We start from the raw sequence: 21,929 nt of genomic DNA, 5'->3' as shown, positions 1-21,929 counted from the left end.
CTGCGAGAATCATGAAGATCCACAAGTACGACACCGTCATCGTCGGCGCCGGTGGCGCCGGCATGCGCGCGGCCATCGAGTCGACCAAGCGCAGCCGCACCGCCGTCCTGACGAAGCTCTACCCGACCCGCTCCCACACGGGCGCCGCGCAGGGCGGCATGGCCGCCGCGCTGGCGAACGTGGAGGAGGACAACTGGGAGTGGCACACCTTCGACACGGTCAAGGGCGGTGACTACCTGGTCGACCAGGACGCCGCCGAGATCCTGGCGAAGGAGGCCATCGACTCCGTCCTCGACCTGGAGAAGATGGGCCTGCCGTTCAACCGCACCCCGAACGGCACCATCGACCAGCGCCGCTTCGGCGGTCACTCCCGCAACCACGGCGAGGCGCCGGTCCGCCGCTCCTGCTACGCGGCCGACCGCACCGGCCACATGATCCTCCAGACGCTGTACCAGAACTGCGTCAAGGAGGGCGTGGAGTTCTTCAACGAGTTCTACGTCCTGGACCAGCTGATCACCGAGGTCGACGGCGTCAAGCGCTCGGCCGGTGTCGTGGCGTACGAGCTGGCCACCGGCGAGATCCACGTCTTCCAGGCGAAGTCCGTGATCTACGCCTCCGGCGGCTGCGGCAAGTTCTTCAAGGTGACCTCCAACGCGCACACCCTCACGGGTGACGGCCAGGCCGCCGTCTACCGCCGGGGCATCCCGCTGGAGGACATGGAGTTCTTCCAGTTCCACCCGACCGGCATCTGGCGCATGGGCATCCTGCTCACCGAGGGCGCCCGCGGTGAGGGCGGCATCCTGCGCAACAAGGACGGCGAGCGCTTCATGGAGAAGTACGCTCCCGTCATGAAGGACCTGGCGTCCCGTGACGTCGTGTCCCGCTCCATCTACACCGAGATCCGTGAGGGCCGCGGCTGCGGTCCCGAGGGCGACCACGTCTACCTCGACCTCACCCACCTCCCGCCGGAGCAGCTGGACGCCAAGCTGCCCGACATCACGGAGTTCGCGCGCACCTACCTCGGTATCGAGCCGTACACGGACCCGATCCCGATCCAGCCGACCGCGCACTACGCCATGGGCGGCATCCCGACGAACGTCGAGGGTGAGGTCCTGGCGGACAACACCACCGTCGTCCCCGGCCTGTACGCCGCCGGCGAGGTGGCCTGCGTGTCCGTCCACGGCGCCAACCGCCTGGGCACGAACAGCCTCCTGGACATCAACGTCTTCGGCCGCCGCGCGGGCATCGCCGCCGCGGAGTACGCCCAGAAGGCGGACTACGTCGACCTGCCGGAGAACCCGGAGTCCCTCGTCGTGGAGCAGATCGAGCGTCTGCGCACCTCGACGGGCACCGAGCGGGTGGCGGAGCTGCGGCGCGAGCTGCAGGAGACCATGGACGCCAACGTCATGGTGTTCCGCACCGAGCAGACGATCAAGACGGCCGTCGAGAAGATCGCCGAGCTGCGTGAGCGCTACAAGAACGTGGCGATCCAGGACAAGGGCAAGCGGTTCAACACGGACCTGCTGGAGGCCATCGAGCTGGGCAACCTGCTCGACCTGGCCGAGGTCATGGCGGTCTCCGCGCTGGCCCGCAAGGAGTCCCGCGGCGGTCACTACCGCGAGGACTACCCGAACCGCGACGACGTCAACTTCATGCGTCACACCATGGCGTACCGCGAGGTCGGCGCCGACGGGACCGAGTCCATCCGTCTCGACTACAAGCCGGTCGTCCAGACCCGCTACCAGCCGATGGAGCGTAAGTACTGATGGCTACCCCTGTTCTGGACAAGGTCGAGGCGGAGTCCGCGGCCTCCCCGTACATCACGGTCACCTTCCGGGTCCGCCGGTTCAACCCGGAGATCTCGGCCGAGGCGACCTGGGAAGACTTCCAGCTGGAGATCGACCCGAAGGAGCGCGTCCTCGACGGCCTCCACAAGATCAAGTGGGACCTGGACGGCACGCTGACGTTCCGCCGCTCCTGCGCCCACGGCATCTGCGGCTCCGACGCGATGCGGATCAACGGCAAGAACCGTCTGGCGTGCAAGACGCTGATCAAGGACATCAACCCGGAGAAGCCGATCACGGTCGAGCCCATCAAGGGCCTGACGGTCCTGAAGGACCTCGTGGTCGACATGGAGCCGTTCTTCCAGGCGTACCGCGACGTGATGCCCTTCCTGATCACGAAGGACACCAACGAGCCGACGCGTGAGCGTCTGCAGTCCGCCGAGGACCGCGAGCGCTTCGACGACACCACGAAGTGCATCCTGTGCGCCGCGTGCACGTCGTCCTGCCCGGTCTTCTGGAACGACGGCCAGTACTTCGGCCCGGCGGCCATCGTCAACGCGCACCGCTTCATCTTCGACTCGCGTGACGAGGCCGGCGAGCAGCGGCTGGAGATCCTGAACGACAAGGACGGCGTCTGGCGCTGCCGCACGACGTTCAACTGCACGGACGCCTGCCCGCGTGGCATCGAGGTCACGAAGGCGATCCAGGAAGTGAAGCGCGCACTGATCACGCGCCGCTTCTGAGCTTCCCGCAGCCACGGCAGAGGGCCCCGCTCCCCGGTGACCACACCGGGGAGCGGGGCCCTCTCCGTACGCGCGTATCGCGGGCGTATGCAAAAGCGCATACGGCGTCGCAACGGCCCTGCGGCTGCAATGAGGGCATGAGCCACCACACGCCCCGGCCGGCACCGCCGCGCCGCACGCTCCGGACCGTGCTCCTCGGTCTGGCGGTCCTCGCCCTCGCGGGCGCCGCGTTCCTCCTGCGGCGGCCGCTCATGATGTCCGCACCGATGTGCGCGGCCGGGCGATGGCACGGCTGCTACGACACGTTCAACGGGGTGGTGCTCATGACCCTGGTCGCGCTGCCGCTGTCCGCGCTGGTGGCGTGGGTCCTGGCGAGCCGTCGGCGTGCCGCCGGCGTCCCCTCGGCCCGGCGGACGTCGGTGGCCGAGGTGGGCCTGGTCCACGGGACGCTGCCGTCCCTGTGGCTGACGATGATGCCGGGCGCCGGGGCCGGCGTCGTGCCCGAGCGGGTGAGCCTGGTGCCGCTGCGGGACCTGGTCACGATGGGGACGCTCGGCATCGTGGGCAATCTGCTGGCCTTCGCGTCGCTGGGGTTCTTCGCCCCGGTGCGGTTCGCGGCGCTGGCGTCCGTGCCGCGGGTCCTGGCGCTCGGTGCGCTCTTCTCGGCGCTGGTGGAGACGACGCAGTACGTGCTGCGGCTGGACCGGGTGTCCTCGGTGGACGACGTACTGGTCAACACCGCGGGCGTGGTGCTGGCCGCGCTGGCGTCACGCCCCTGGTGGCGCGGTACCGCGCAGGCGCCGGCGGACCGCTCCCGCCCCGCGCCGGTGTCCGCGGGCTGAGCCGCGTGCCGGGTGTGCCCACGTCCTGCATACGCCGGCGATACGGCGTGCTGCCTACGCTTCGGACATGCGCGTACTGATCGTGGAGGACGAGCCCTATCTGGCCGAGGCCGTCCGTGACGGTCTGCGGCTGGAGGCGATCGCCGCAGACATCGCCGGTGACGGGGACGCCGCCCTGGAGCTGCTCGGCGTCAACTCCTACGACCTCGCCGTCCTCGACCGCGACATCCCCGGCCCCTCCGGCGACGAGGTCGCCCGGCGTATCGTCGCCTCCGGCAGCGGCATGCCGATCCTGATGCTCACCGCCGCCGACCGGATCGACGACAAGGCCAGCGGGTTCGAGCTGGGCGCCGACGACTACCTCACCAAACCGTTCGACCTGCGTGAACTCGTCCTGCGGTTGAGGGCGCTGGACCGCAGACGCGCTTACGCCCGGCCCCCGGTCCGCGAGATCGCGGGCCTGCGGCTCGACCCCTTCCGCCGGGAGGTCTTCCGCGACGGACGCCATGTAGCGCTCACCCGCAAGCAGTTCGCGGTGCTGGAGGTCCTCGTCGCCGCCGAGGGCGGGGTCGTCAGCGCCGAGGAACTGCTGGAGAGGGCCTGGGACGCGAACGCCGACCCTCTCACCAACGCCGTGCGCATCACGGTCTCCGCCCTGCGCAAACGGCTCGGCGAACCCTGGGTCATCGCCACGGTGCCGGGCGTCGGCTACCGCATCGACGCCGGCCCCGACGTCACCCGCGCGGACGGTCCGCGTGCCTAGGGCCTGTCGTTCGGATCAGGCCGGATGTGAGGTGCGGTGTCCCTCGGCCGACCCGAGCGGGGTCCGGTGCGCGCAGTCGCACCGAACGACAGGCCCCAGGGGCCCGGGGCTCAGCGTCCGGCTGAAGCTGACCCTCAGCTATGCGGGGTTCCTCGCCGTCGCCGGTGCTCTCCTGCTGGCCGTGGTGTGGATGTTCCTGCTGCGCTACGTACCCGACAACCCACAGGGCCTGCTCGGGATCTCGCCCAACCGCTATCTCCTCGTGCACACCTTCGCCCCCGCCGCGGCCGTGGCGATGGTCTTCCTGCTGGTGTTCGGTCTCGTCGGGGGATGGCTCCTCGCCGGCCGGATGCTCTCCCCTCTCGCCCGGATCACGGACGCGGCGCGGCTGGCCGGGAAGGGCTCGCTGTCCCACCGGATCCGCATGAAGGGCCGCCGGGACGAATTCCGCGAACTGTCCGACGTGTTCGACTCGATGCTCGGGCAACTCGAGTCCCACGTCGCCGAACAGCGGCGGTTCGCCGCGAACGCCTCCCACGAACTGCGCACCCCGCTGGCGATCTCACGCACGCTGCTCGACGTCGCCCGCAAGGACCCCACGCGGGACCGGGACGACCTCATCGAGCGTCTGCACGCCGTCAACACCCGCGCGATCGGGCTCACCGAGGCCCTCCTGCTGCTCGGCCGCGGCGACCGGGGGAACTTCACCCGCGAGCGGGTCGACCTCTCCCTCATCGCCGAGGAAGCCGCCGAGACGCTGCTTCCCCTGGCCGAGCAGCGCCGGATCACGCTCGACGTCACCGGCGGGGCGGCCCCGGCCCGCGGTTCGGCCGAGCTGTTGCTGCGGGTGGTGACGAACCTCGTCCAGAACGCCGTCGTCCACAATCTGCCCGTCGGCGGCAGCGTGACCGTCCACACCGAGACGCGGGATCGCACGAGCGTGCTGCGGGTCGAGAACACGGGCCGCCGGCTCGCACCGGACCTGGTGCCGACGCTCGTCGAGCCGTTCCGGCGCGGAACGGAACGCGTCCGCTCCGACGAGCACGCCGGTGCCGGCCTCGGCCTGGCCATCGTGCACAGCATCGTCCGCGCCCACGAGGGGACCGTGGATCTCGTGGCCCGCCCCGCCGGCGGTCTCCTCGTCACCGTCCGGCTTCCCGGCACGCCGTAGGCGTCGCGCCGGCCGGCGGAAGCCCACGGCACCATCGGGCGTTTTTGTCGGGTTTGGCACCGTGTGCGCTCTAATCTGACGACATGTCTGACGAAGAGTCGTACGAGCTGCTCGGGTTCGACAACGTGCTGTTGCCGGTCGGGGAGCTCGGGGAAGCCGTCGAGTTCTACGAGCGGGCCGGGTTCGTCGTCGGGTTCCGACTGGACGAGGCCGGGATCGCGCTGCTGAAGGTCGGCGGGGAGACGCCGGGCGTGCTGCTGCGGCAGGAGGACGCGCTGGGGTACCGGTCACCCGCGTGGGCCGCCCCGCGGGTGTGGGTGGAGGTGCCCGACGCCAAGCTCGCCGCACTGAGGCTCGTGGCGGCCGGGATCACGCCGCTGGAGATGCCGTTCGCCGTCGCCACCGGGTGGACCGTCGAGATCGCCGACCCGTGGGGCAACGTCATCGGGTTCACGGACTACAGCAAGCGGCCCGAGCTGGCGCGCCGGAGCTGACGGGGTCGTACCGGCCTCCACAGGCGAGTTGAACGTGTTCAAAAACAGGTCTACAGTCGTCACTGTCAGCGTTTTGAACGCGTTCAAGAAGGGGTGGGGCATGGACCGCACCGTCATCGCCTACGTCATCTACCTGGTCGTCAGCATCGGGCTGACCGTCTGGGTGGCCCGGACCCTCAGCCGCAACGGGCGGGTCTTCCTGGCCGACGTCCTGCACGGCAACGAGAAGCTCGCCGACGCCGTCAACCACCTCCTGGTCGTCGGCTTCTACCTCGTCAACCTCGGCTTCGTCGCCCTCTACCTGAGCGGCGACGAAACCATCCAGGACGCCCGCGGCATCTTCGAGGCCCTGTCCACCAAGCTCGGTGTGGTCCTGCTCGTGCTCGGCGTGATGCACCTGGGCAACGTGTACGTGCTCAACCGGATCCGGCGGCGCGGCGTGATGGAGCGCGAGCAGGTACCGCCGGTGCCGCCGCAGGGCTGGGTCGCACCGAGCACCGGGGCATGAGCGTCGTGACCGCCGGGGCCGAGCATCGGGGCATGAGCGTCGTGACCGCCGGGGCGCCGCCGGCCGTGCGGGGGTTCACCGTCCTCTACGACGCCCAGTGCTCCCTGTGCGGCTTCCTGCGGGACTGGCTCGTACGGCAGCCGCAGCTGGTGCCGCTGGAGCTGGTGCCGGCCGGGTCGGACGAGGCCCGCCGGCGCTTCCCGGGCCTCGACCACGGGGCCACCCTTCAGGAGGTCACGGTCGTCGGCGACGGTGGCCAGGTCTACCGGGACACCGCCGCCTGGATCGTCGTCCTGTGGGCCCTGCGCGAGCACCGCCCCCTCGCCCGCCGGCTCAGCACCCCGGCGGGCGCGAAACTCGCCCGGGGCGCGGTCCTCGCCGCCGCGAAGTGGCGGGGGCGGCAGCAGGGACGGGGCGGTCGGGTGTACCGGCGGGGCGACGGCTGGTCGTACGACCGCGGGGCGGGCTGGACGTACGACGCACCCGGCTGTGACGACGGCACCTGCGCCACTGACTAGGCTCTGGTGTCGTGCCCGCCAAGAACGACAGCCCGCATGAGGGCCCCGTGACCCCGAAGTCCGAGAAATCGGAGCAGACCCGTGCGCTGATCCTGGAGACGGCGATGCGGCTGTTCCAGGAACGGGGCTACGACAAGACCACCATGCGGGCCATCGCCCAGGAGGCCGGAGTCTCCGTCGGCAACGCCTACTACTACTTCGCCGGCAAGGAGCACCTGATCCAGGGCTTCTACGACCGGATCGCCGCCGAGCACCAGGCGGCGGTCCGCGGCGTTCTGGAGCGCGAGAGCGACTTCGAGGCGCGGCTCGCGGGCGTGCTGAGGACCTGGCTGGACGTGGCGGCGCCGTACCACGAGTTCGCGGTGCAGTTCTTCAAGAACGCCGCCGACCCGGACAGCCCGCTGAGCCCCTTCTCGCAGGAGTCGGAGCACGCCCGCGAGGAGGCGATCAGCGTCCACCGCGAGGTGCTGCGCGGGGCGAGGAAGACGAAGGTCCCCGAGGAACTGCGGGACGCACTGCCCGAGTTGATGTGGCTCGCGCAGATGGGGCTGGTGCTGTACTGGATCTTCGACCGGACCCCGGGGCGCGAGCGCAGCTACCGGCTGGCCGAGCGGGGCGCGCGCATCACGGCACGGGGCGTGGCGCTGGCCCGCTTCCGGGTGCTGCGCCCGCTGGTGCGCGAGGTCCACGAGCTGTTCACGGACTTCCTGCCGGGCATGACGAAGATGCTGCCCGCGCCCGCACCCACGCCGGAGCCGGAGGACAAGGACCCCGGCCGGGACGGGTGATCCCGGCCCCGCTGGGCGCCCGTCAGCCTGCCGTCGGATGCGCCTCAGGGCCGCATCAGATCCACGTCAGCTGCCACAGCCGGAACACGCCGTTGCCGTCGGACAGGTACTGGCCGCCGCTGACGTCCACCTTCGTGACCACGTACTCCTTGCTCTGCCACAGCGGGATCACCGGCACGTCGTCGGCCACCTGGGTCTGCAGGCGGCGGAAGTCCTGGGCGGAGCGGCTGCGGTCGGCGTACTGCTGCGAGGAGCGGATCAGCGCGTCGACCGTCTTGTCGCTGTAGCCGGTGTTCATGGTGGCGGCGCTGCCGACGAGCGGGCCCGTGAAGGTGTCCGGGTCGGGGTAGTCGGCGACCCAGCCGACGGCGTACGCGTCGAGCTTGCCGGTGGCCCAGTGCTTCTGGAAGTCGGTCCATTCGTAGCCCTTGACGTCGACCTGGAACAGGCCGCTCGCCTCCAGTTGCCGCTTGATCTCCTTCGCCTCCTGCTCGGCGGCGCCGCTGCCGATGCCGTAGCCGTAGGTGAAGCGGACCGGCAGGCTGACCCCGGCGTCGGTGAGCAGTGCCCGCGCCTTGGCGGCGTTCTGCTTGGGGTAGCTGTCGAAGAACGACGCGGTGTGGCCGATGATGCCGGTCGGGATCAGCGAGTACAGCGGCTCCACGGTGCCGTCGTAGACGTCTCCGGCGAGCTGCTCGCGGTTGACCAGCCAGGCCACCGCCTGCCGCACGCGCGCGTCGTGCAGCGGGGCGCCCTTGTGGGTGTTGAAGTACAGGTTGCGGGTCTCGGAGCTGTCGGCCTCGAAGACGCGCTGCCCGGGGTCGCTGGCGTTGAGCCCGGCCAGCACGTCCGGCGGCAGCTGGCGGGTGGCGACGTCGACCTGCTTGGCCTTCCAGGCGTTGTGCAGGGCCTTCGGGTCCTTGTAGTAGCGCAGCTCGATCGGCGTGCCGGTGCTGTTGATGGCGCCTCGGTAGCGGGAGTTGGGCTTCAGGACGGCCTTGCCGCCCTTGGTGTACGAGGCCAGCTCGTACGGCCCGGTGCCGTCGGCGGCGGTGCCTTCGCGCAGCTTGTCGGCCGGGTACTGCTCGGCGTCGACGATGGAACCGGCGCCGGTGGCCACCTTGAACGGGAACGTGGCGTCCGGGGACGACAGATGGAAGGTGACCGTGCGGCCCTGTGCCTCCACCGAGGCGAGCGTGGACAGCAAGGATGCCGGACCGACATCGGAGTTGATCTTCTTGATGCGGTCGAACGAGAACTTCACGTCCGTCGCGCTCACCTCGCGGCCGCTGGGGAACGTCAGGTCGTCCCGCAGTTCACAGCGGTAGACGCGCAGGCTGCCCGCGACGAAGGCGCAGCTCTTGGCCGCGTCCGGCACGGGTTGCGTACCGCCGGGCTCGAAGGTCAGCAACGACTGGAAGACGTTGCTGAACAGCGCCCAGGAACCGGCGTCGTAGGCGCCGGCCGGGTCGAGCGACGTGATGGTGTCCGTCGTACCGACCACGATCGTCTTGTTCTTGTTGCCCTGTGACGGCAGCATCTGCCAGCCGGCCACACCGGCGGCCGCCAGGACGAGTACGGCCGCCGAAACGCGCATGCGAAGTGATCGCATGGTGGTGTTGCCCTCCCACGGGCCCGATCCGGGCCCCCTGTGCAAGTGCCACTCCCCCCAGTGGCGGCCACTCCCCTATTAGTGGCGCGCGGCTCAATCAATCACAGGAGTTCCATGCAACGGAAGAGGATTTGGTTGATTCGTGAAGGTTCGTTCAGGCCTGGCGGGAGGCCAGTTCGATCACCGTGATGTCCGAGGGGGCGCCGACGCGGGTCGGCGGGCCCCAGGCGCCGGCGCCCCGGCTGACGTACAGCTGGGTGTCGCCGTAGCGCTCCAGCCCGGCCACGGTCGGGTTGGCGGCCGCGGCGACGAGGTTGCCGGGCCAGAGCTGGCCGCCGTGGGTGTGACCGGAGAGCTGGAGGTCGACGCCGTGCCGGACGGCCTCGTGGATCTGCACGGGCTGGTGGGCGAGCAGCACGCACGCGCGCGTGGTGTCCCGGTCGCCGAGGGCGCGGGTGAAGTCCGGGCCGTGGCCCTCGCTCTCGCCCTGCACGTCGTTGACGCCGGCGAGGTCGAACCAGGGCATCTCGGTGCGGGCGTTCTCCAGCGGGTGCAGGCCGAGCCGCCGCACCTCCTCGACCCACTGCTCGGCGCCGGAGAAGTACTCGTGGTTGCCGGTGACGAAGTACGCGCCGTGCCGGGCCTCCAGCCCGGCGAGCGGGGCCGCGGCCGGACCGAGGTCCTTGACGCTGCCGTCGACGAGGTCGCCGACGACCGCGATCAGGTCGGGCTGCGTGGCGTTGATCGTGTCGACGACCTTCTGCGCGAAGCCGCGGCCCAGGATCGGGCCGAGGTGGATGTCGCTGACCACGGCGATCCGGTAACCGTGTGCGGCGCGCGGCAGTTTGGCCAGCGGCACCGTGACGCGTTTCACACTCGGGCCGCGCAGCACGCCGTAGGTGCCGTAGCCGACGGTGCCGACGGCCGCGGCGGCCGCCGCGCCGGCGACGAAACGGGAGACGACCAGCCGGCGGGAGGGGTCCGCGGCCGGTGCGGGCGGCTCCGGCCGCTCGGCGGCCTGCGAGGGCGCGCCCACGGGGGCGGCCTCCGGCGGGGGTGCCGGCCGGGGCACGGCGGGACGCGGTACGGCCTGTCCCAGCGCGTCCGTCCCGGTGCTCGCGCGCCGTCGCCGCAGTCGCAGGAGCAGCGGCCGCAGCAGTTCGCCCGCGAGGACGGCCAGCAGCAGGTAGATCGACAGGGCCAGCCACAGGAAGCCCGGCCAGGCGAGGACGCGCTGGAGCCAGAAGGGGGCGCCGGCGCGTTCGGCGACGAGCGCGCCGACGGCGAGCGCCCAGCCGCCCGCGATCAGGGCCGCGCCCAGGCGGCGGGTGCGGCCGGGGCCTGCGGTGGTGTCGCGGAACAGGCGTCGCCACACGTACCAGTTGGCCGACACCAGGACGGCCAGGACGAGCAGCGCCACGAGCGCGAAGACGATGACCACCGTGTCGTGTCCCCCGTTGACGGTCGGTTTCCGGCCGGTCGGACGGCGTGCCGGCCGTCCGGCCGGCTATGACGTGCGGCGCAGTGCGCGCACTCCACGCAACCCGATGACCCCGATGGCCGTCCCCAATACGAAGGAAACGACCGCGAGCAGCAGGTGCACCCAGAAGTACGCCGTCGGGTGTCCGTCGTCGAAGGCGAGCCCGCTGCTGTCCTTGATCAAGTTCTTGATGAAAGTGACCCAGATGACGAGGCTCCACACCCCGAAGGCGAGCAGGAACCACGAGACCCGGCGGCTGAGCTTCATACCTCCAGTATCGCCGCCGGGTGTCCGGTTCCGTGTCCGGGGTGGGGGGCGGGGCGCGACTTCGGCGGGCGCGGGAGGTACGTTCTGCGTCGTGCCCGCTCACCGCAGGACCGGCAGGCGATCCCTGCTGGTCACCTCCGCGACCCTGTTGTCCCTCGCGCTGACCTCGCCGGCGGCCCTCGCGGCCCCGTCCCCGCCGCCGAGCCCGTCGGCCACGCCCCCGGCGTCCATGTCCCAGGTGGGCGGCGCGCAACTGGGCCGCCCGGGTACGCAGGTCAACCTGGCCTCCGGGGTTCCGGTGCTGCCCAAGGACGTCACGGCGCGCTCCTGGATCGTCGCCGACGCGGAGTCGGGTGAGGTGCTGGCCGCGCACAACGCGCACTGGCGGCTGGCGCCGGCGAGCACGATGAAGATGCTGTTCGCGGACACGGTGCTGCCGAAGTTCCCCGCCTCCACGCAGCACAAGGTGGTGCCGAGCGATCTGGCGGGCATGGGTGCCGGCTCCAGCCTGGTCGGGATAAAGGAGAACGAGACCTACACGGTCCACGACCTGTGGCTCGGTGTCTTCCTGCGCTCCGGCAACGACGCGGTGCACGTGCTGTCGTCGATGAACGGCGGCGTGGAGGCCACCGTGAAGGAGATGAACCAGCACGCCGAGGAACTCCAGGCGCTCGACACGCATGTGGTCAGCCCGGACGGTTACGACGCTCCCGGGCAGGTCTCCTCGGCCTACGACCTGACCCTGTTCGCCCGTTCCGGCCTGCAGAAGAAGGACTTCCGCGAGTATTGCTCGACGGTCAGGGCCGAGTTCCCGGGCGAGACGAGGAAGGACAAGTCGGGCAAAGCGGTCCGTCAGCCCTTCGAGATCCAGAACACCAACCGTCTGCTGAGCGGCACCGACCGCGACGTCCCCGTGTACCAGGGCATCGCGGGCGTGAAGAACGGCAACACCACCAACGCGGGCGCCACCTTCACCGGCGTCGCCGAACGGGGCGGTCATGTGCTGCTCGTCACGGTGATGCACCCGGAGAAGAGCGAGCACAACGAGGTCTACAAGGAGACCGCGCGGCTGTTCGACTGGGGCTTCCAGGCGGCCGGCAAGGTGCGGCCGGTGGGTGAGCTGGTGGCGCCGAGGAGCGTCGGCGGCGACGCCCAGCCCGGCGCCACGGCCTCCTCCGGCACATCGGGCGGCACCGCGTCGGGCGGGGCCTCCGGCGGCAAGGCGGCGGCGAGCGCGGCGACCGCGAGCGGCTCCAGCGGCATGGGCATCGCGCTCGGTATCGCCGGCGGGGCGCTGGTGCTGCTGGGCGGCGGCGCGTTCGTCGTCAACCGCCGCTGGCCGGTGGGGCGTCGGCGCTGACGTCCGCGCCCTCGTCCACGGCGACGCCGTCCTCCTCCTTGCTGCGCGTCGCCGTCCAGGCGGCGCAGTACAGCAGCAGCTTGCAGGTGAGGTTGATCCACATCAGCAGGGCGACGGGGATGCCGAACGCGCCGTACATGCTCTTCGTGGCGACGCCCTGGATGTAGCCGCTGAGCAGCAGCTTGAGCAGTTCGAAGCCGACCGCGCCGAGCAGGGCGGCGACGACCAGGCGGCGACGCGCGGGCTCCACGCCGGGCAGCAGGGTGAGCACGTACAGCAGGAGCAGGAAGTCGGCGAGGACGGCCACGGCGAACGCGGCGACGCGCAGCAGGGCGCTGCCCCAGCCGTGCTCGTCGAGTCCGGCCTGGCCGGCGATCCAGTCGACGGCGGCGGAGGCGACGGCGGAGACGGCGAGCGTGGCGAGCACCGCCCCGCCGAAACCGAGCAGGATGCCGCCGTCCTTGGCCTTGTTCAGCAGGGGGTTCTCCGTGCTGTCCGGCAGCTCCCACACCGCCCGCAGGCAGTCCCGCATCTGGCCGACCCAGTTGATGCCGATGAACAGCAGCACCGCGCCGGCGATGAGGCCGACGGTGCCCGCGTTGTTCACCAGGCCCTGGATGTCGAGCTGGTCGGAGATGCCCGGGACCTGCTGGGCGATCTTGTTCTCGAGGGTCTTCTGCCGGTCGGCGCCGAGGGTGGCGGCGGCCACCGCGGCGACGACGGTGAGCAGCGGGAAGAGCGAGACGAAGCTGACGAACGTCATCGCGGCGGCCAGCCGCGTCCACTTCACACGGTCCAGCCGCTCGTACGACCGCCACGCGTGCGTGAGCATCAGCCGCTTGAGGGGCGGTCCGATGACGGGGAGTCCTGTCAGCCAGTCCATGGTCGTGATCTCCCCCGCCACGGCCCGGTGATGCATGGCCGTTGTCTCACTTATCACCCGTTTCGTGCAGAGTCGGAATGTTAGTAAACCAACGCCGCATATCGTGTCGATAGCGTCTTTTCATGGCAACCGACACCGTGCCCGTCACCGGGTGGGGCCGCACCGCCCCCACCACCGCCCGGCTGATCCGCCCCCGCGACTACGCGCAGGCCGTGGCCGCCGTCCGGGACTGCGGGGCCCGTGGAGGCATCGCGCGCGGGCTGGGCCGGGCGTACGGGGACGCGGCGCAGAACGCCGGCGGTCACGTGTTCGACATGACGGGCCTGGACCGCATCCATGTCGTGGACGCCGACGACGGAACCGTGCTGTGCGACGCGGGGGTCTCCCTGCACCGGCTGATGGAGGTACTGCTGCCGCTCGGCTGGTTCGTCCCGGTGGTTCCCGGCACCCGCCAGGTGACGGTCGGCGGTGCGATCGCCGGCGATGTGCACGGCAGCGACCATCCCGTCGCGGGCGCCTTCTCCCGCCATGTGGCGGCGTTCGAACTCCTCACCGCCGACGGCTCGGTGCACACCGTCGCGAACGGCACCCCGCTGTTCGACGCGACCGTCGGCGGTCTCGGCCTGACCGGGGTGATCCTCACGGCCACGCTCCGGCTGCTGCCCGTCGAGACGGCCCTGATGTCGGTCGGCACCGAACGCGCGCGTGACCTCGACGAGGTGATGGCCGGCCTGGCGAACGCCGCCCGGCGCCACCGCCACGCCGCCGCCCGCATCGACCTGCTCGCCCGCGGCGCCGCCACCGGCCGGGGCCTCGTCACCCACGCCGACCACGCGCCGGTGGCCGCCCTGCGCCCGGGCACCCGCGCGTGGCACGAACCCCTGGCCTTCCGCCCGCGCCCGCTGCCCGCCCCGCCCGCCTTCGTCCCCACGGGGCTGCTCGGCCGCACCGCCGCAGCGCTGACCGGAGAGCTGCGGCACCGCAGGGCGGCACGCGCGCGTACCGAACTGCGGCCGGTCGCCGCCTTCTTCCACCCTCTGGACGGCGTCCCGCACTGGAACCGCGTCTACGGGCGCGGCGGGCTCGTGCACTACCAGTGCCTCCTCGGCTACGGCGAGGAGGACGCCCTGCGCCGGATCGTGCGCCGCCTCGCCGAGCACCGCTGCCCGTCCTTCCCGGCCGTGCTCAAGCGCTTCGGGGAAGCCGGGTCCGGCTGGCTGTCGTTCCCGGCGCCCGGCTGGAGCCTCGCCCTGGACCTCCCGGCGCGCCTTCCCGGCCTCGCCGCCCTCCTCGACGGCCTGGACGAGGAGGTCGCCGCGGCGGGCGGCCGGGTCTGCCTCGCCAAGGACGCCCGGCTGCGCCCGGACCTGCTCACCGCGATGTACCCGCGCCTGGCCGACTTCCGCCGGCTGCGCGCGGAGCTGGACCCGGGCGGGGTGTTCACCTCCGACCTCGCCCGCCGCCTCGGTCTGTGACCCCCGCCCGTGACACCCAGGAGCCATTCGTGAAGGACGCCTTCGGTCTTCCCCAGTCCCTGCTCGTCCTCGGCGGCACGTCCGAGATCGCGCTGGCCACCGCGCGCCGGCTGATCGCCCGCCGCACCCGCACGGTGTGGCTGGCCGGGCGTCCCTCCCCCGGCCTGGAGCGGGCCGCCGAGAGCCTGCGCGCCCTCGGCGCCGACGTCCGCACCGTCGCCTTCGACGCCCTCGACCCCGAGGCCCACGAGACGGTCCTCGGCAAGGTGTTCGCGGAGGGCGACATCGATCTGGTGCTGCTCGCCTTCGGCGTCCCCGGCGACCAGGCACGCGACGAACGCGAACCGTCCGCCGCGGTGCGCGTCGCGCAGACCAACTACACCGGTGCCCTCAGCGCGGGCCTGGTCAGCGCCCGCGCCCTGCAGGGCCAGGGGCACGGCTCGCTCGTCGTGCTGTCCTCGGTGGCCGGCGAGCGGGCCCGCCGCTCGGACTTCATCTACGGCTCCAGCAAGGCCGGCCTGGACGCCTTCGCCCAGGGCCTGGGCGACGCGCTGCACGGCACGGGCGTGCACGTCATGGTCGTACGACCCGGGAGTGTGCGGACACCGCGGACGGACGGTCCGGACGAGACACCGCTCACGACGACACCGGAGGCGGTCGCCGCCGCCATCGAACTCGGCCTGCGCCGCCGCTCGGAAACGGTATGGGTACCGGGCGCCCTGCGCATGGTGATGACGGCCCTGCGACACCTGCCCCGCGGCGTGTTCCGCAGGCTGCCGCTCTAGTGCAGGTCCGCTAGCGCAGGGAGCTCTGTTCGATGCTGCCGGCCTGGGGTGGGACCACCGCGCCGCCGAAGGCGAACTCGCGGAGCTTGCGCCAGACGCCGTCGGCGCCCTGTTCGTACAGGGCGAAGCCGGTGCAGGACCAGTCGGCCGTGTAGCCGGCGAGTTCCGCGTAGGCGCGGTCCATGGCGGCGTCGTCGATGCCGTGCGCCACCGTGACGTGCGGGTGGTAGGGGAACTGCAGCTCCCGCTCGACGGGACCGGAGGCGTCGCGGACCTGCTGCTGGAGCCGGGTGCACTCCTGGGCGCCCTCGACGACCTTGACGTACACGACCGGGGACAGCGGGCGGAAGGTGCCCGTGCCCTCCAGCCGCATCGGGAAGGGGCGGCCGGCCGCGGCGACCCGGGTGAGGTGGGCCTCGACCTGAGGCAGGGCGGAGGCGTCCACCTCGGTCGGCGGCAGCAGGGTGACGTGCGTGGGGATGCCGTGGGCGGCGGCGTCACCGAAGCCCGCGCGCAGCTGTTGGAGCAGGCTGCCGTGAGGCTCCGGGACCGCGATCGACACGCCGATCGTTACGGTCCCCACGTCGTCTCCTGTCGTCGGGCTGTCCCGGCGGGTCCGGGGCAGGGGCGGCTGCCGCGGCAGCCTTCGGTTATCGACTGTACGGCTGCCGCCGCGGTGTTGGGCGGGTGCGGACGTGTGCTGTACGGCTCACCGCGCAGGGTGAGCCGCCGTACCGTCTCCGCTGGGGCGTGCGCGCCGGCCGGGTCAGTGCTTGGCAGGCAGGAATCCGACCCTGTCGTAGGCCTGCGCCAGCGTCTCCGCGGCCACGGCACGCGCCTTCTCCGCGCCCTTGGCGAGGATCGAGTCCAGCGTCTCCGGGTCGTCCAGGTAACTCCGGGTGCGCTCCCGGAACGGCGTCACGAACTCGACCATGACCTCGGCGAGGTCCGTCTTGAGCGCGCCGTAGCCCTTGCCGTCGTACTTCTCCTCCAGCTCGGCGACGCCCGCCCCGGTGAGGGTGGAGTAGATGCTGAGGAGGTTGCTCACGCCCGGCTTGTTCTCCGGGTCGAAGCGGATGACGGTGTCGGTGTCGGTGACCGCGCTCTTGACCTTCTTCGCCGTCGTCTTCGGCTCGTCGAGGAGGTTGATGAGCCCCTTCGGCGTGGACGCCGACTTGCTCATCTTGATCGACGGGTCCTGAAGGTCGTAGATCTTCGCCGTCTCCTTGAGGATGTACGGCTTCGGCACGGTGAAGGTCTCGCCGAAGCGGCCGTTGAAGCGCTCGGCGAGGTCGCGGGTCAGCTCGATGTGCTGGCGCTGGTCCTCACCGACCGGCACCTCGTGCGCCTGGTACAGCAGGATGTCCGCGACCTGCAGCACCGGGTACGTGAACAGGCCGACGGAGGCGCGGTCGGCGCCCTGCTTGGCGGACTTGTCCTTGAACTGGGTCATGCGGGAGGCCTCGCCGAAGCCGGTGAGGCAGTTCATGACCCAGGCGAGCTGGGCGTGCTCGGGCACGTGGCTCTGCACGAAGAGGGTGCAGCGGTCCGGGTCCAGGCCGGCGGCGAGGAGCTGGGCGGCGGCGAGGCGGGTGTTGGCACGCAGGTCGGCAGGGTCCTGCGGGACCGTGATCGCGTGCAGGTCCACGACCATGTAGAAGGCGTCGTGGGACTCCTGGAGGGCCACCCACTGGCGGACGGCGCCGAGGTAGTTGCCGAGGTGGAACGAGCCGGCGGTGGGCTGGATGCCGGACAGCACGCGGGGTCGATCAGAGGCCATGGGCCCATTCTCTCAGAGCGGGAGGGTCGAACAGGAACTGGTCGGAAACAGCTCGGAACCGAATCGTCGCGGGCCGTGTAACAAGATCGTCCTCCGGTGGGACGGAGGCCACAGGGCGCGCGGCACCCGGTCGGCGACGAGCGCCGGCCGGGATGCGGTGGGGGTGTGCCCTACGCCCGCGCGGCGGCCAGGGCCGCGGTGCGTTCCTCGCCCTTGCGGCGGGCCCGCTTGCCGTAGAGCGCCGTCCACAGGGCGAGGGCGCCGAGCACGCCGTAGATCATGACGGGGCTCAGGGAGACCATGGTGTCGGTGCTGAGCGTGTAGGCCAGCGCGATGCGGACGACGGCCTCCAGGCAGTAGGCCACGCCCCAGACCGTCGTCATGGTCCGCATGGTCGTGCGGAAGCCCTCGAACTCCCACAGGCCGTTCCACCAGGCGGTGCTCGCGGGCGTGCCGTCGGTGGCGAACTTGCGGCCGAAGTAGAACATCAGCGGGCGCGGCGCGGCCAGCGTGACCAGGCACAGCAGCCCGAACAGCCCGGTGACGACCGAGTCCTTGATCAGCAGGGACAGCGCCGAGTGCGGGCCGGCGAGCGACACCACGGCCGTGATCACCAGGAACACCAGCGTCACCACGGCGAACTCGTCGAGACGGCGCCGCCAGGCCAGGTGGAGGGCGCTGTCGAGCACCGGCCAGGCACCGCTCGCGAGCAGCGCCGCGAACTCGCTCCAGCCGTGGTCGCGCAGGGCGTTGTAGGTGAGGATCGGGGCGGCCACGTTGAGCCCGATGGTGAGGACCCACCCGCCGAGGGCCGCGCCCCGGGACCGGGCGGGCGGCGCGGGGCGCTCGGCCGCGGGTGACGCCGGGATGTCCGGCGCCGCGGATGGGTCCGGCGTGGTCGTGGCGTCCTGAGCCGTCATGGTTCCCCCGATGAAGTTTTCGTACTGATGGCGGCCGGGTGTGGCCGAAAGGTCGCGGGTGATCATTCCGGAGCGCTTCCCCGCGCGCAATAGCCGGGGGAGCCCGTGCGCGGCGGCCGCGCCGGGCGAGCGAAGGGGGCGCGCGATGCGGCCGGGGGAAGGCGTGAGTCGGTCGGTCCTCGGGCGGTGCCCCTACGCCGCGCGGCGGGCCGGCGCAGTGCCGGGCCGCCACGGGACAAACCCCATCCGGGGCTTACCCGCCCCCCAACAAAGGGAGGGGGGCCGCCCCCGTCGGCCCCCGGGTGCCAAGGGNNNGTACGTACCCCCCCCCCCCCCCCCCCCCCCCCCCCCCCCCCTCCCCCCCCCCCCCCCCCCCCTCCCCCCCCCCCCCCCCCCCCCCCCCCCCCGCGGGACGAGCCTCGTCGGGAGCTGATCGGCCTCCGACCAGCGGGAGGGGGTCAGCCCAGGTCGATCTCGGGGTACAGCGGGAAGCCGGCCACGAGGTCGGTGGCGCGGCGGGAGATCTCGTCGGAGATCTTCGCGTCCAGGACGTGGGCCGCCTTGGAGGGGGCGCCGGACTTGGTGGTGCCGGGCTCGGCGGCCGTCAGGACGCGGTCGATCAGGCCGGCGACCTCGTCCATCTCGGCGGTGCCGAGGCCGCGGGTGGTGAGCGCCGGGGTGCCGATGCGGATGCCGGAGGTGTACCAGGCGCCGTTCGGGTCGGCCGGGATCGCGTTGCGGTTGGTGACGATGCCGGAGTCGAGCAGGGCCTGCTCGGCCTGGCGGCCGGTGAGGCCGTAGGAGCCGGCGACGTCGATCAGGTTGAGGTGGTTGTCCGTGCCGCCCGTGACCAGGGTGGCGCCGCGGCGCGTCAGGCCCTCGGCGAGCGCGCGGGAGTTGTCGACGATCCGCTGGGCGTAGTCCTGGAACGCGGGCCGGCGGGCCTCGGCGAGGGCGACGGCCTTGGCGGCCATGACGTGCGGCAGGGGGCCGCCGAGGACCATCGGGCAGCCGCGGTCGACCTGGTCCTTGAGGGAGTCGTCGCACAGGACCATGCCGCCGCGCGGGCCGCGCAGCGACTTGTGCGTGGTGGTGGTGACGATCTGGGCGTGCGGGACCGGGTCGAAGTCGCCGGTGAGGACCTTGCCGGCGACGAGGCCCGCGAAGTGCGCCATGTCGACCATGAGGGTCGCGCCGACCTCGTCGGCGATCTCGCGCATGATCCGGAAGTTCACCAGACGGGGGTACGCGGAGTAGCCGGCGACGATGATCAGCGGCTTGAACTCGCGGGCCTGGGTGCGCAGGGCCTCGTAGTCGATGAGACCGGTGGCCGGGTCGGTGCCGTAGGAGCGCTGGTCGAACATCTTGCCGGAGATGTTCGGGCGGAAGCCGTGGGTGAGGTGGCCGCCGGCGTCCAGGGACATGCCGAGCATGCGCTGGTTGCCGAAGGCCTGGCGCAGCTCGGCCCAGTCGGCGTCGGTGAGGTCGTTGATCTGGCGGACGCCGGTCTTCTGCAGGAAGGGCGCCTCGACGCGGTCGGCGAGGACGGCCCAGAAGGCGACCAGGTTGGCGTCGATGCCGGAGTGCGGCTGGACGTAGGCGTGCCGGGCGCCGAAGAGTTCGCGGGCGTGCTCGGCGGCGAGGGACTCGACGGTGTCGACGTTGCGGCAGCCGGCGTAGAAGCGGCGGCCGACGGTGCCCTCGGCGTACTTGTCGCTGAACCAGTTGCCCATCGCCAGCAGGGTCGCCGGGGAGGCGTAGTTCTCCGAGGCGATCAGCTTGAGCATCTCGCGCTGGTCGGCGACCTCCTGGCCGATGGCGTCGGCGACCCGCGGTTCGACGGCGCGGATCACGTCGAGGGCGGCGCGGTAGGCGGTGGACTCGGTGGAGAGGGGACCGTTGTCGGCCATCGGGGGACCTCCGGACGTGGTGGGTACGGCGTTCACGGTTCGGCCCAGGCGCACGGCACAGCTTTCGCAGGGGCCGCTCCCCGATGGTCCATCCCATCCCAGCGCGCCAGTCACGGCCCGCTGCCAGCCTACCGGGCGGTCCGGACGGCCGGGCGGGGCCGTCCACCATCCGGGCGAGGGGGTGTCGTCCGGACCGGGCGACGCCGGGGCCAGGGGGTGTCTCGCCCCCCTAGAGGATCACGTGCGGCAGGAAGCGGGCGTACTCGTCGGTGATCAGGCCGGAGGACTCGCGGATGCCGAGGCCGGCCGCCTCGTCCCCGACGACCCAGGCGCCGAGGACGACATGGTTGCCGTCGAAGGCGGGCAGCGGGGCGAGCTGCTGGTAGCAGCAGGGTTCGTCGCGGACGGCGGGTGCGCTGCCCGGCTCGTGGACCGTGACGCCGTCGCCCTCGCGGCCGAGCAGCGGCTTGGCGACCCAGCCGGGCCCGTCGGCCAGTTCGCGGGGGCCGTCGAGGTAGGCGGGGAGCAGGTGGGGGTGGCCGGGGTACAGCTCCCACAGGATCGCCAGCAGCGCCTTGTTGCTGAGCAGCATCTTCCACGCGGGCTCGATCCACAGGGTGGAGCCGGTGCCGCCGCCGTTGTCGAGGGTGCCGAGGACGTGACCGGCGAAACGGTCGGTGGTGAGCCACTCCCAGGGGTAGAGCTTGAAGACGCTGCGGATGAACCGGAGCCGGTTGTCGACGAAGCGGCCCGAGAGCGGATCCCAGCCGATCTCCTCCATGGAGATCCAGTCGGTCTCCAGCCCGGCCTGCTCGGCGGTCTCCTTGAGGTAGGCGACCGTCATCAGGTCCTCGCCGAGTTCGTCGGCGGCGGAGTGCGCGAAGTACAGGGGGCTGCCCGGCGGCAGCAGCTTCGCCTGACCGCGCCAGGCGGCGACGAGGCGTTCGTGCAGGGAGTTCCACTGGTCGGCGCCGGGGAAGCGGTCCTCCATCCAGAACCACTGCGGGGACGCGGCCTCCACCAGGGAGGTGGGCGTGTCGGCGTTGTACTCCAGCAGCTTGGCGGGGCCGGTGCCGTCGTAGCGCAGGTCGAACCGGCCGTAGACGGAGGGCAGTTCGGCGCGGCGGTGCCAGGCCTCGGTGACCGCCCCGGCGACGCGCGGGTCGGTGATGCCGAGGTCGGCGAGGCGGTTCTCCTCGACGATGTGGCCGGCCGCGGCCAGGCACATGCGGTGCAGTTCCTCGACGGTCTCCTCCAGCGCCTCGACCTCGTCGAGGGAGAAGACGTAGTAGGCGCTCTCGTCCCAGTAGGGGCGCAGGGAGTCGTCGGGGTAGCGGGTGAGCGGGTAGATCAGGCCCTGCGCCTCCACGGTCTGCTGCCAGCCGGGGCGGGGTGCGACGGTACGGCGTTCCATGGGTCGTCGTCCGCTCAGCCGCCGCCGCTGCCGTGGCCGCCGCCGAAGCCGCCGCGGTCGACGCCGTCGCCGTGGCTTCCGCCGCTGCCGCCCGAACCGCCGCCGCCCTTGCGGGGCTTGGTGAAGGAGCCGCCGTCGACCCAGCCGCTCTTCTTCTTGCCGCCGTAGTACCAGGTGCCGGTGCCCGTGCCGGCCTTGCAGTTCTTGTCGGAGACGACCTTGTAGCCCTTGAGGGCGTTGTAGCTGTCGCGGTCCACGCAGCGCTTGTCCGGGTCCGAGGAGCAGGCGGTGAGGGCGGCCGCGAGCAGCCCCATCCCGCCGAGGACCACTGTGCCGGAGCGCAGTTGCCGCCGTGCGTCGGCCATGTCTTTCCCCCGTGGTTGCGGTTGTTTCGCCGTCGAAAGGATGTCTCGTTCTCGGCGGTCAGCCTAG

General features: G+C 71.7%; 22 protein-coding genes and 1 riboswitch. Of the genes, 12 read left to right on the top strand and 10 right to left on the bottom strand.

Annotated features, from left to right (window positions below; all coding sequences use genetic code 11):
* Positions 1–11 precede the first annotated feature (11 nt).
* The 9 genes from sdhA (at position 12) to ACZ64A_RS20275 (ending at position 7,611) form a co-directional block, all read left to right on the top strand.
* Entirely contained in the window at positions 12–1,766 is a 1,755-nt protein-coding gene (sdhA, locus tag ACZ64A_RS20315) for a succinate dehydrogenase flavoprotein subunit (RefSeq protein ID WP_469811834.1), read from the top strand.
* A complete protein-coding gene (locus tag ACZ64A_RS20310) occupies positions 1,766–2,527 on the top strand; it encodes a succinate dehydrogenase iron-sulfur subunit (RefSeq protein ID WP_469811832.1) in 762 nt (253 codons plus the stop codon). The genes sdhA and ACZ64A_RS20310 overlap by 1 nt, the downstream gene beginning before the upstream one ends.
* 137 nt (positions 2,528–2,664) lie before the next feature.
* Positions 2,665–3,369 (top strand): VanZ family protein, encoded by a 705-nt coding sequence (locus ACZ64A_RS20305; RefSeq protein WP_469811831.1) that lies wholly within the window; start codon positions 2,665–2,667, stop codon positions 3,367–3,369.
* A gap of 67 nt (positions 3,370–3,436) precedes the next feature.
* A complete protein-coding gene (locus ACZ64A_RS20300; RefSeq protein ID WP_469811830.1) occupies positions 3,437–4,132 on the top strand; it encodes a response regulator transcription factor in 696 nt (231 codons plus the stop codon).
* Between the two features lie 181 nt (positions 4,133–4,313).
* A complete protein-coding gene (locus tag ACZ64A_RS20295) occupies positions 4,314–5,303 on the top strand; it encodes a sensor histidine kinase (RefSeq protein WP_469811829.1) in 990 nt (329 codons plus the stop codon).
* Between the two features lie 83 nt (positions 5,304–5,386).
* Positions 5,387–5,797 carry a VOC family protein gene (locus ACZ64A_RS20290; protein WP_469811827.1) on the top strand — a complete coding sequence of 137 codons (411 nt, stop codon included), beginning with the start codon at positions 5,387–5,389 and terminating at the stop codon, positions 5,795–5,797.
* 100 nt (positions 5,798–5,897) lie between these two features.
* Positions 5,898–6,305 carry a hypothetical protein gene (locus tag ACZ64A_RS20285; protein ID WP_469811826.1) on the top strand — a complete coding sequence of 136 codons (408 nt, stop codon included), beginning with the start codon at positions 5,898–5,900 and terminating at the stop codon, positions 6,303–6,305.
* Between the two features lie 32 nt (positions 6,306–6,337).
* The gene (locus ACZ64A_RS20280; RefSeq protein WP_469811824.1) at positions 6,338–6,823 is read left to right on the top strand and encodes a thiol-disulfide oxidoreductase DCC family protein; all 486 of its coding nucleotides are present in this window, start codon (positions 6,338–6,340) and stop codon (positions 6,821–6,823) included.
* A gap of 11 nt (positions 6,824–6,834) precedes the next feature.
* Complete coding sequence (locus ACZ64A_RS20275; protein WP_469811822.1) at positions 6,835–7,611, top strand: TetR family transcriptional regulator; 777 nt, start codon at positions 6,835–6,837, stop codon at positions 7,609–7,611.
* Between the two features lie 55 nt (positions 7,612–7,666).
* Here ACZ64A_RS20275 and ACZ64A_RS20270 read toward each other — a convergent pair whose 3' ends face one another.
* From ACZ64A_RS20270 to ACZ64A_RS20260, 3 genes are all read right to left on the bottom strand, one after another.
* On the bottom strand, positions 7,667–9,223 hold the full coding sequence (locus ACZ64A_RS20270; RefSeq protein WP_469811821.1) for an ABC transporter substrate-binding protein: 1,557 nt from the start codon (positions 9,221–9,223) through the stop codon (positions 7,667–7,669).
* A 154-nt stretch (positions 9,224–9,377) separates the two neighbouring features.
* A complete protein-coding gene (locus ACZ64A_RS20265; RefSeq protein ID WP_469811820.1) occupies positions 9,378–10,664 on the bottom strand; it encodes a metallophosphoesterase in 1,287 nt (428 codons plus the stop codon).
* A 66-nt stretch (positions 10,665–10,730) separates the two neighbouring features.
* A complete protein-coding gene (locus ACZ64A_RS20260) occupies positions 10,731–10,970 on the bottom strand; it encodes an SCO4848 family membrane protein (protein ID WP_361632337.1) in 240 nt (79 codons plus the stop codon).
* Positions 10,971–11,061: 91 nt separating this feature from the next.
* Here ACZ64A_RS20260 and ACZ64A_RS20255 point away from each other — a divergent pair, with 91 nt between their 5' ends.
* Positions 11,062–12,330: a D-alanyl-D-alanine carboxypeptidase family protein gene (locus tag ACZ64A_RS20255; RefSeq protein ID WP_469811818.1), complete on the top strand. Its 1,269-nt coding sequence runs from the start codon at positions 11,062–11,064 to the stop codon at positions 12,328–12,330.
* Here ACZ64A_RS20255 and ACZ64A_RS20250 read toward each other — a convergent pair.
* On the bottom strand, positions 12,296–13,213 hold the full coding sequence (locus tag ACZ64A_RS20250) for a YihY/virulence factor BrkB family protein (protein WP_469811816.1): 918 nt from the start codon (positions 13,211–13,213) through the stop codon (positions 12,296–12,298). The two genes, ACZ64A_RS20255 and ACZ64A_RS20250, sit on opposite strands and share 35 nt — an antisense overlap.
* A gap of 122 nt (positions 13,214–13,335) precedes the next feature.
* Here ACZ64A_RS20250 and ACZ64A_RS20245 point away from each other — a divergent pair, with 122 nt between their 5' ends.
* Both ACZ64A_RS20245 and ACZ64A_RS20240 read left to right on the top strand, forming a co-directional pair.
* Entirely contained in the window at positions 13,336–14,688 is a 1,353-nt protein-coding gene (locus ACZ64A_RS20245) for an FAD-binding protein (RefSeq protein WP_469811814.1), read from the top strand.
* A 29-nt stretch (positions 14,689–14,717) separates the two neighbouring features.
* Entirely contained in the window at positions 14,718–15,473 is a 756-nt protein-coding gene (locus ACZ64A_RS20240) for a decaprenylphospho-beta-D-erythro-pentofuranosid-2-ulose 2-reductase (RefSeq protein ID WP_469811812.1), read from the top strand.
* A 10-nt stretch (positions 15,474–15,483) separates the two neighbouring features.
* Here the strand turns inward: ACZ64A_RS20240 and ACZ64A_RS20235 are convergent, their stop codons facing one another.
* The 6 genes from ACZ64A_RS20235 to ACZ64A_RS20210 form a co-directional block, all read right to left on the bottom strand.
* Entirely contained in the window at positions 15,484–16,056 is a 573-nt protein-coding gene (locus ACZ64A_RS20235) for a 2'-5' RNA ligase family protein (RefSeq protein WP_469811810.1), read from the bottom strand.
* Positions 16,057–16,239: 183 nt separating this feature from the next.
* Complete coding sequence (gene trpS, locus ACZ64A_RS20230; RefSeq protein ID WP_469811809.1) at positions 16,240–17,253, bottom strand: tryptophan--tRNA ligase; 1,014 nt, start codon at positions 17,251–17,253, stop codon at positions 16,240–16,242.
* A 170-nt stretch (positions 17,254–17,423) separates the two neighbouring features.
* On the bottom strand, positions 17,424–18,173 hold the full coding sequence (locus ACZ64A_RS20225) for a VC0807 family protein (RefSeq protein ID WP_469811807.1): 750 nt from the start codon (positions 18,171–18,173) through the stop codon (positions 17,424–17,426).
* Between the two features lie 458 nt (positions 18,174–18,631).
* The gene (locus ACZ64A_RS20220) at positions 18,632–20,083 is read right to left on the bottom strand and encodes a glycine hydroxymethyltransferase (protein WP_469811806.1); all 1,452 of its coding nucleotides are present in this window, start codon (positions 20,081–20,083) and stop codon (positions 18,632–18,634) included.
* A 35-nt stretch (positions 20,084–20,118) separates the two neighbouring features.
* A riboswitch (ZMP/ZTP riboswitch) is annotated at positions 20,119–20,207 on the bottom strand.
* A gap of 105 nt (positions 20,208–20,312) precedes the next feature.
* Complete coding sequence (locus ACZ64A_RS20215; RefSeq protein WP_469811805.1) at positions 20,313–21,497, bottom strand: glutathionylspermidine synthase family protein; 1,185 nt, start codon at positions 21,495–21,497, stop codon at positions 20,313–20,315.
* A 14-nt stretch (positions 21,498–21,511) separates the two neighbouring features.
* On the bottom strand, positions 21,512–21,862 hold the full coding sequence (locus ACZ64A_RS20210) for a hypothetical protein (protein ID WP_469811803.1): 351 nt from the start codon (positions 21,860–21,862) through the stop codon (positions 21,512–21,514).
* Positions 21,863–21,929: the final 67 nt, after the last annotated feature.

This window comes from Streptomyces sp. NPDC104814 (assembly GCF_055583185.1).
Note: the sequence above shows the minus strand (reverse complement) of the source record. Positions and strands in the feature narration are given on the sequence as shown.

Bases quoted from the DNA above. Each gene is read 5' to 3' on its own strand.
- sdhA (WP_469811834.1), top strand. From the start codon at position 12: ATGAAGATCCACAAGTACGACACCGTCATCGTCGGCGCCGGTGGCGCC.
- ACZ64A_RS20310 (WP_469811832.1), top strand. From the start codon at position 1,766: ATGGCTACCCCTGTTCTGGACAAGGTCGAGGCGGAGTCCGCGGCCTCC.
- ACZ64A_RS20305 (WP_469811831.1), top strand. From the start codon at position 2,665: ATGAGCCACCACACGCCCCGGCCGGCACCGCCGCGCCGCACGCTCCGG.
- ACZ64A_RS20300 (WP_469811830.1), top strand. From the start codon at position 3,437: ATGCGCGTACTGATCGTGGAGGACGAGCCCTATCTGGCCGAGGCCGTC.
- ACZ64A_RS20290 (WP_469811827.1), top strand. From the start codon at position 5,387: ATGTCTGACGAAGAGTCGTACGAGCTGCTCGGGTTCGACAACGTGCTG.
- ACZ64A_RS20285 (WP_469811826.1), top strand. From the start codon at position 5,898: ATGGACCGCACCGTCATCGCCTACGTCATCTACCTGGTCGTCAGCATC.
- ACZ64A_RS20280 (WP_469811824.1), top strand. From the start codon at position 6,338: ATGAGCGTCGTGACCGCCGGGGCGCCGCCGGCCGTGCGGGGGTTCACC.
- ACZ64A_RS20270 (WP_469811821.1), bottom strand. From the start codon at position 9,223: ATGCGATCACTTCGCATGCGCGTTTCGGCGGCCGTACTCGTCCTGGCG.
- ACZ64A_RS20260 (WP_361632337.1), bottom strand. From the start codon at position 10,970: ATGAAGCTCAGCCGCCGGGTCTCGTGGTTCCTGCTCGCCTTCGGGGTG.
- ACZ64A_RS20250 (WP_469811816.1), bottom strand. From the start codon at position 13,213: ATGGACTGGCTGACAGGACTCCCCGTCATCGGACCGCCCCTCAAGCGG.
- ACZ64A_RS20245 (WP_469811814.1), top strand. From the start codon at position 13,336: ATGGCAACCGACACCGTGCCCGTCACCGGGTGGGGCCGCACCGCCCCC.
- trpS (WP_469811809.1), bottom strand. From the start codon at position 17,253: ATGGCCTCTGATCGACCCCGCGTGCTGTCCGGCATCCAGCCCACCGCC.
- ACZ64A_RS20225 (WP_469811807.1), bottom strand. From the start codon at position 18,173: ATGACGGCTCAGGACGCCACGACCACGCCGGACCCATCCGCGGCGCCG.
- ACZ64A_RS20220 (WP_469811806.1), bottom strand. From the start codon at position 20,083: ATGGCCGACAACGGTCCCCTCTCCACCGAGTCCACCGCCTACCGCGCC.
- ACZ64A_RS20215 (WP_469811805.1), bottom strand. From the start codon at position 21,497: ATGGAACGCCGTACCGTCGCACCCCGCCCCGGCTGGCAGCAGACCGTG.
- ACZ64A_RS20210 (WP_469811803.1), bottom strand. From the start codon at position 21,862: ATGGCCGACGCACGGCGGCAACTGCGCTCCGGCACAGTGGTCCTCGGC.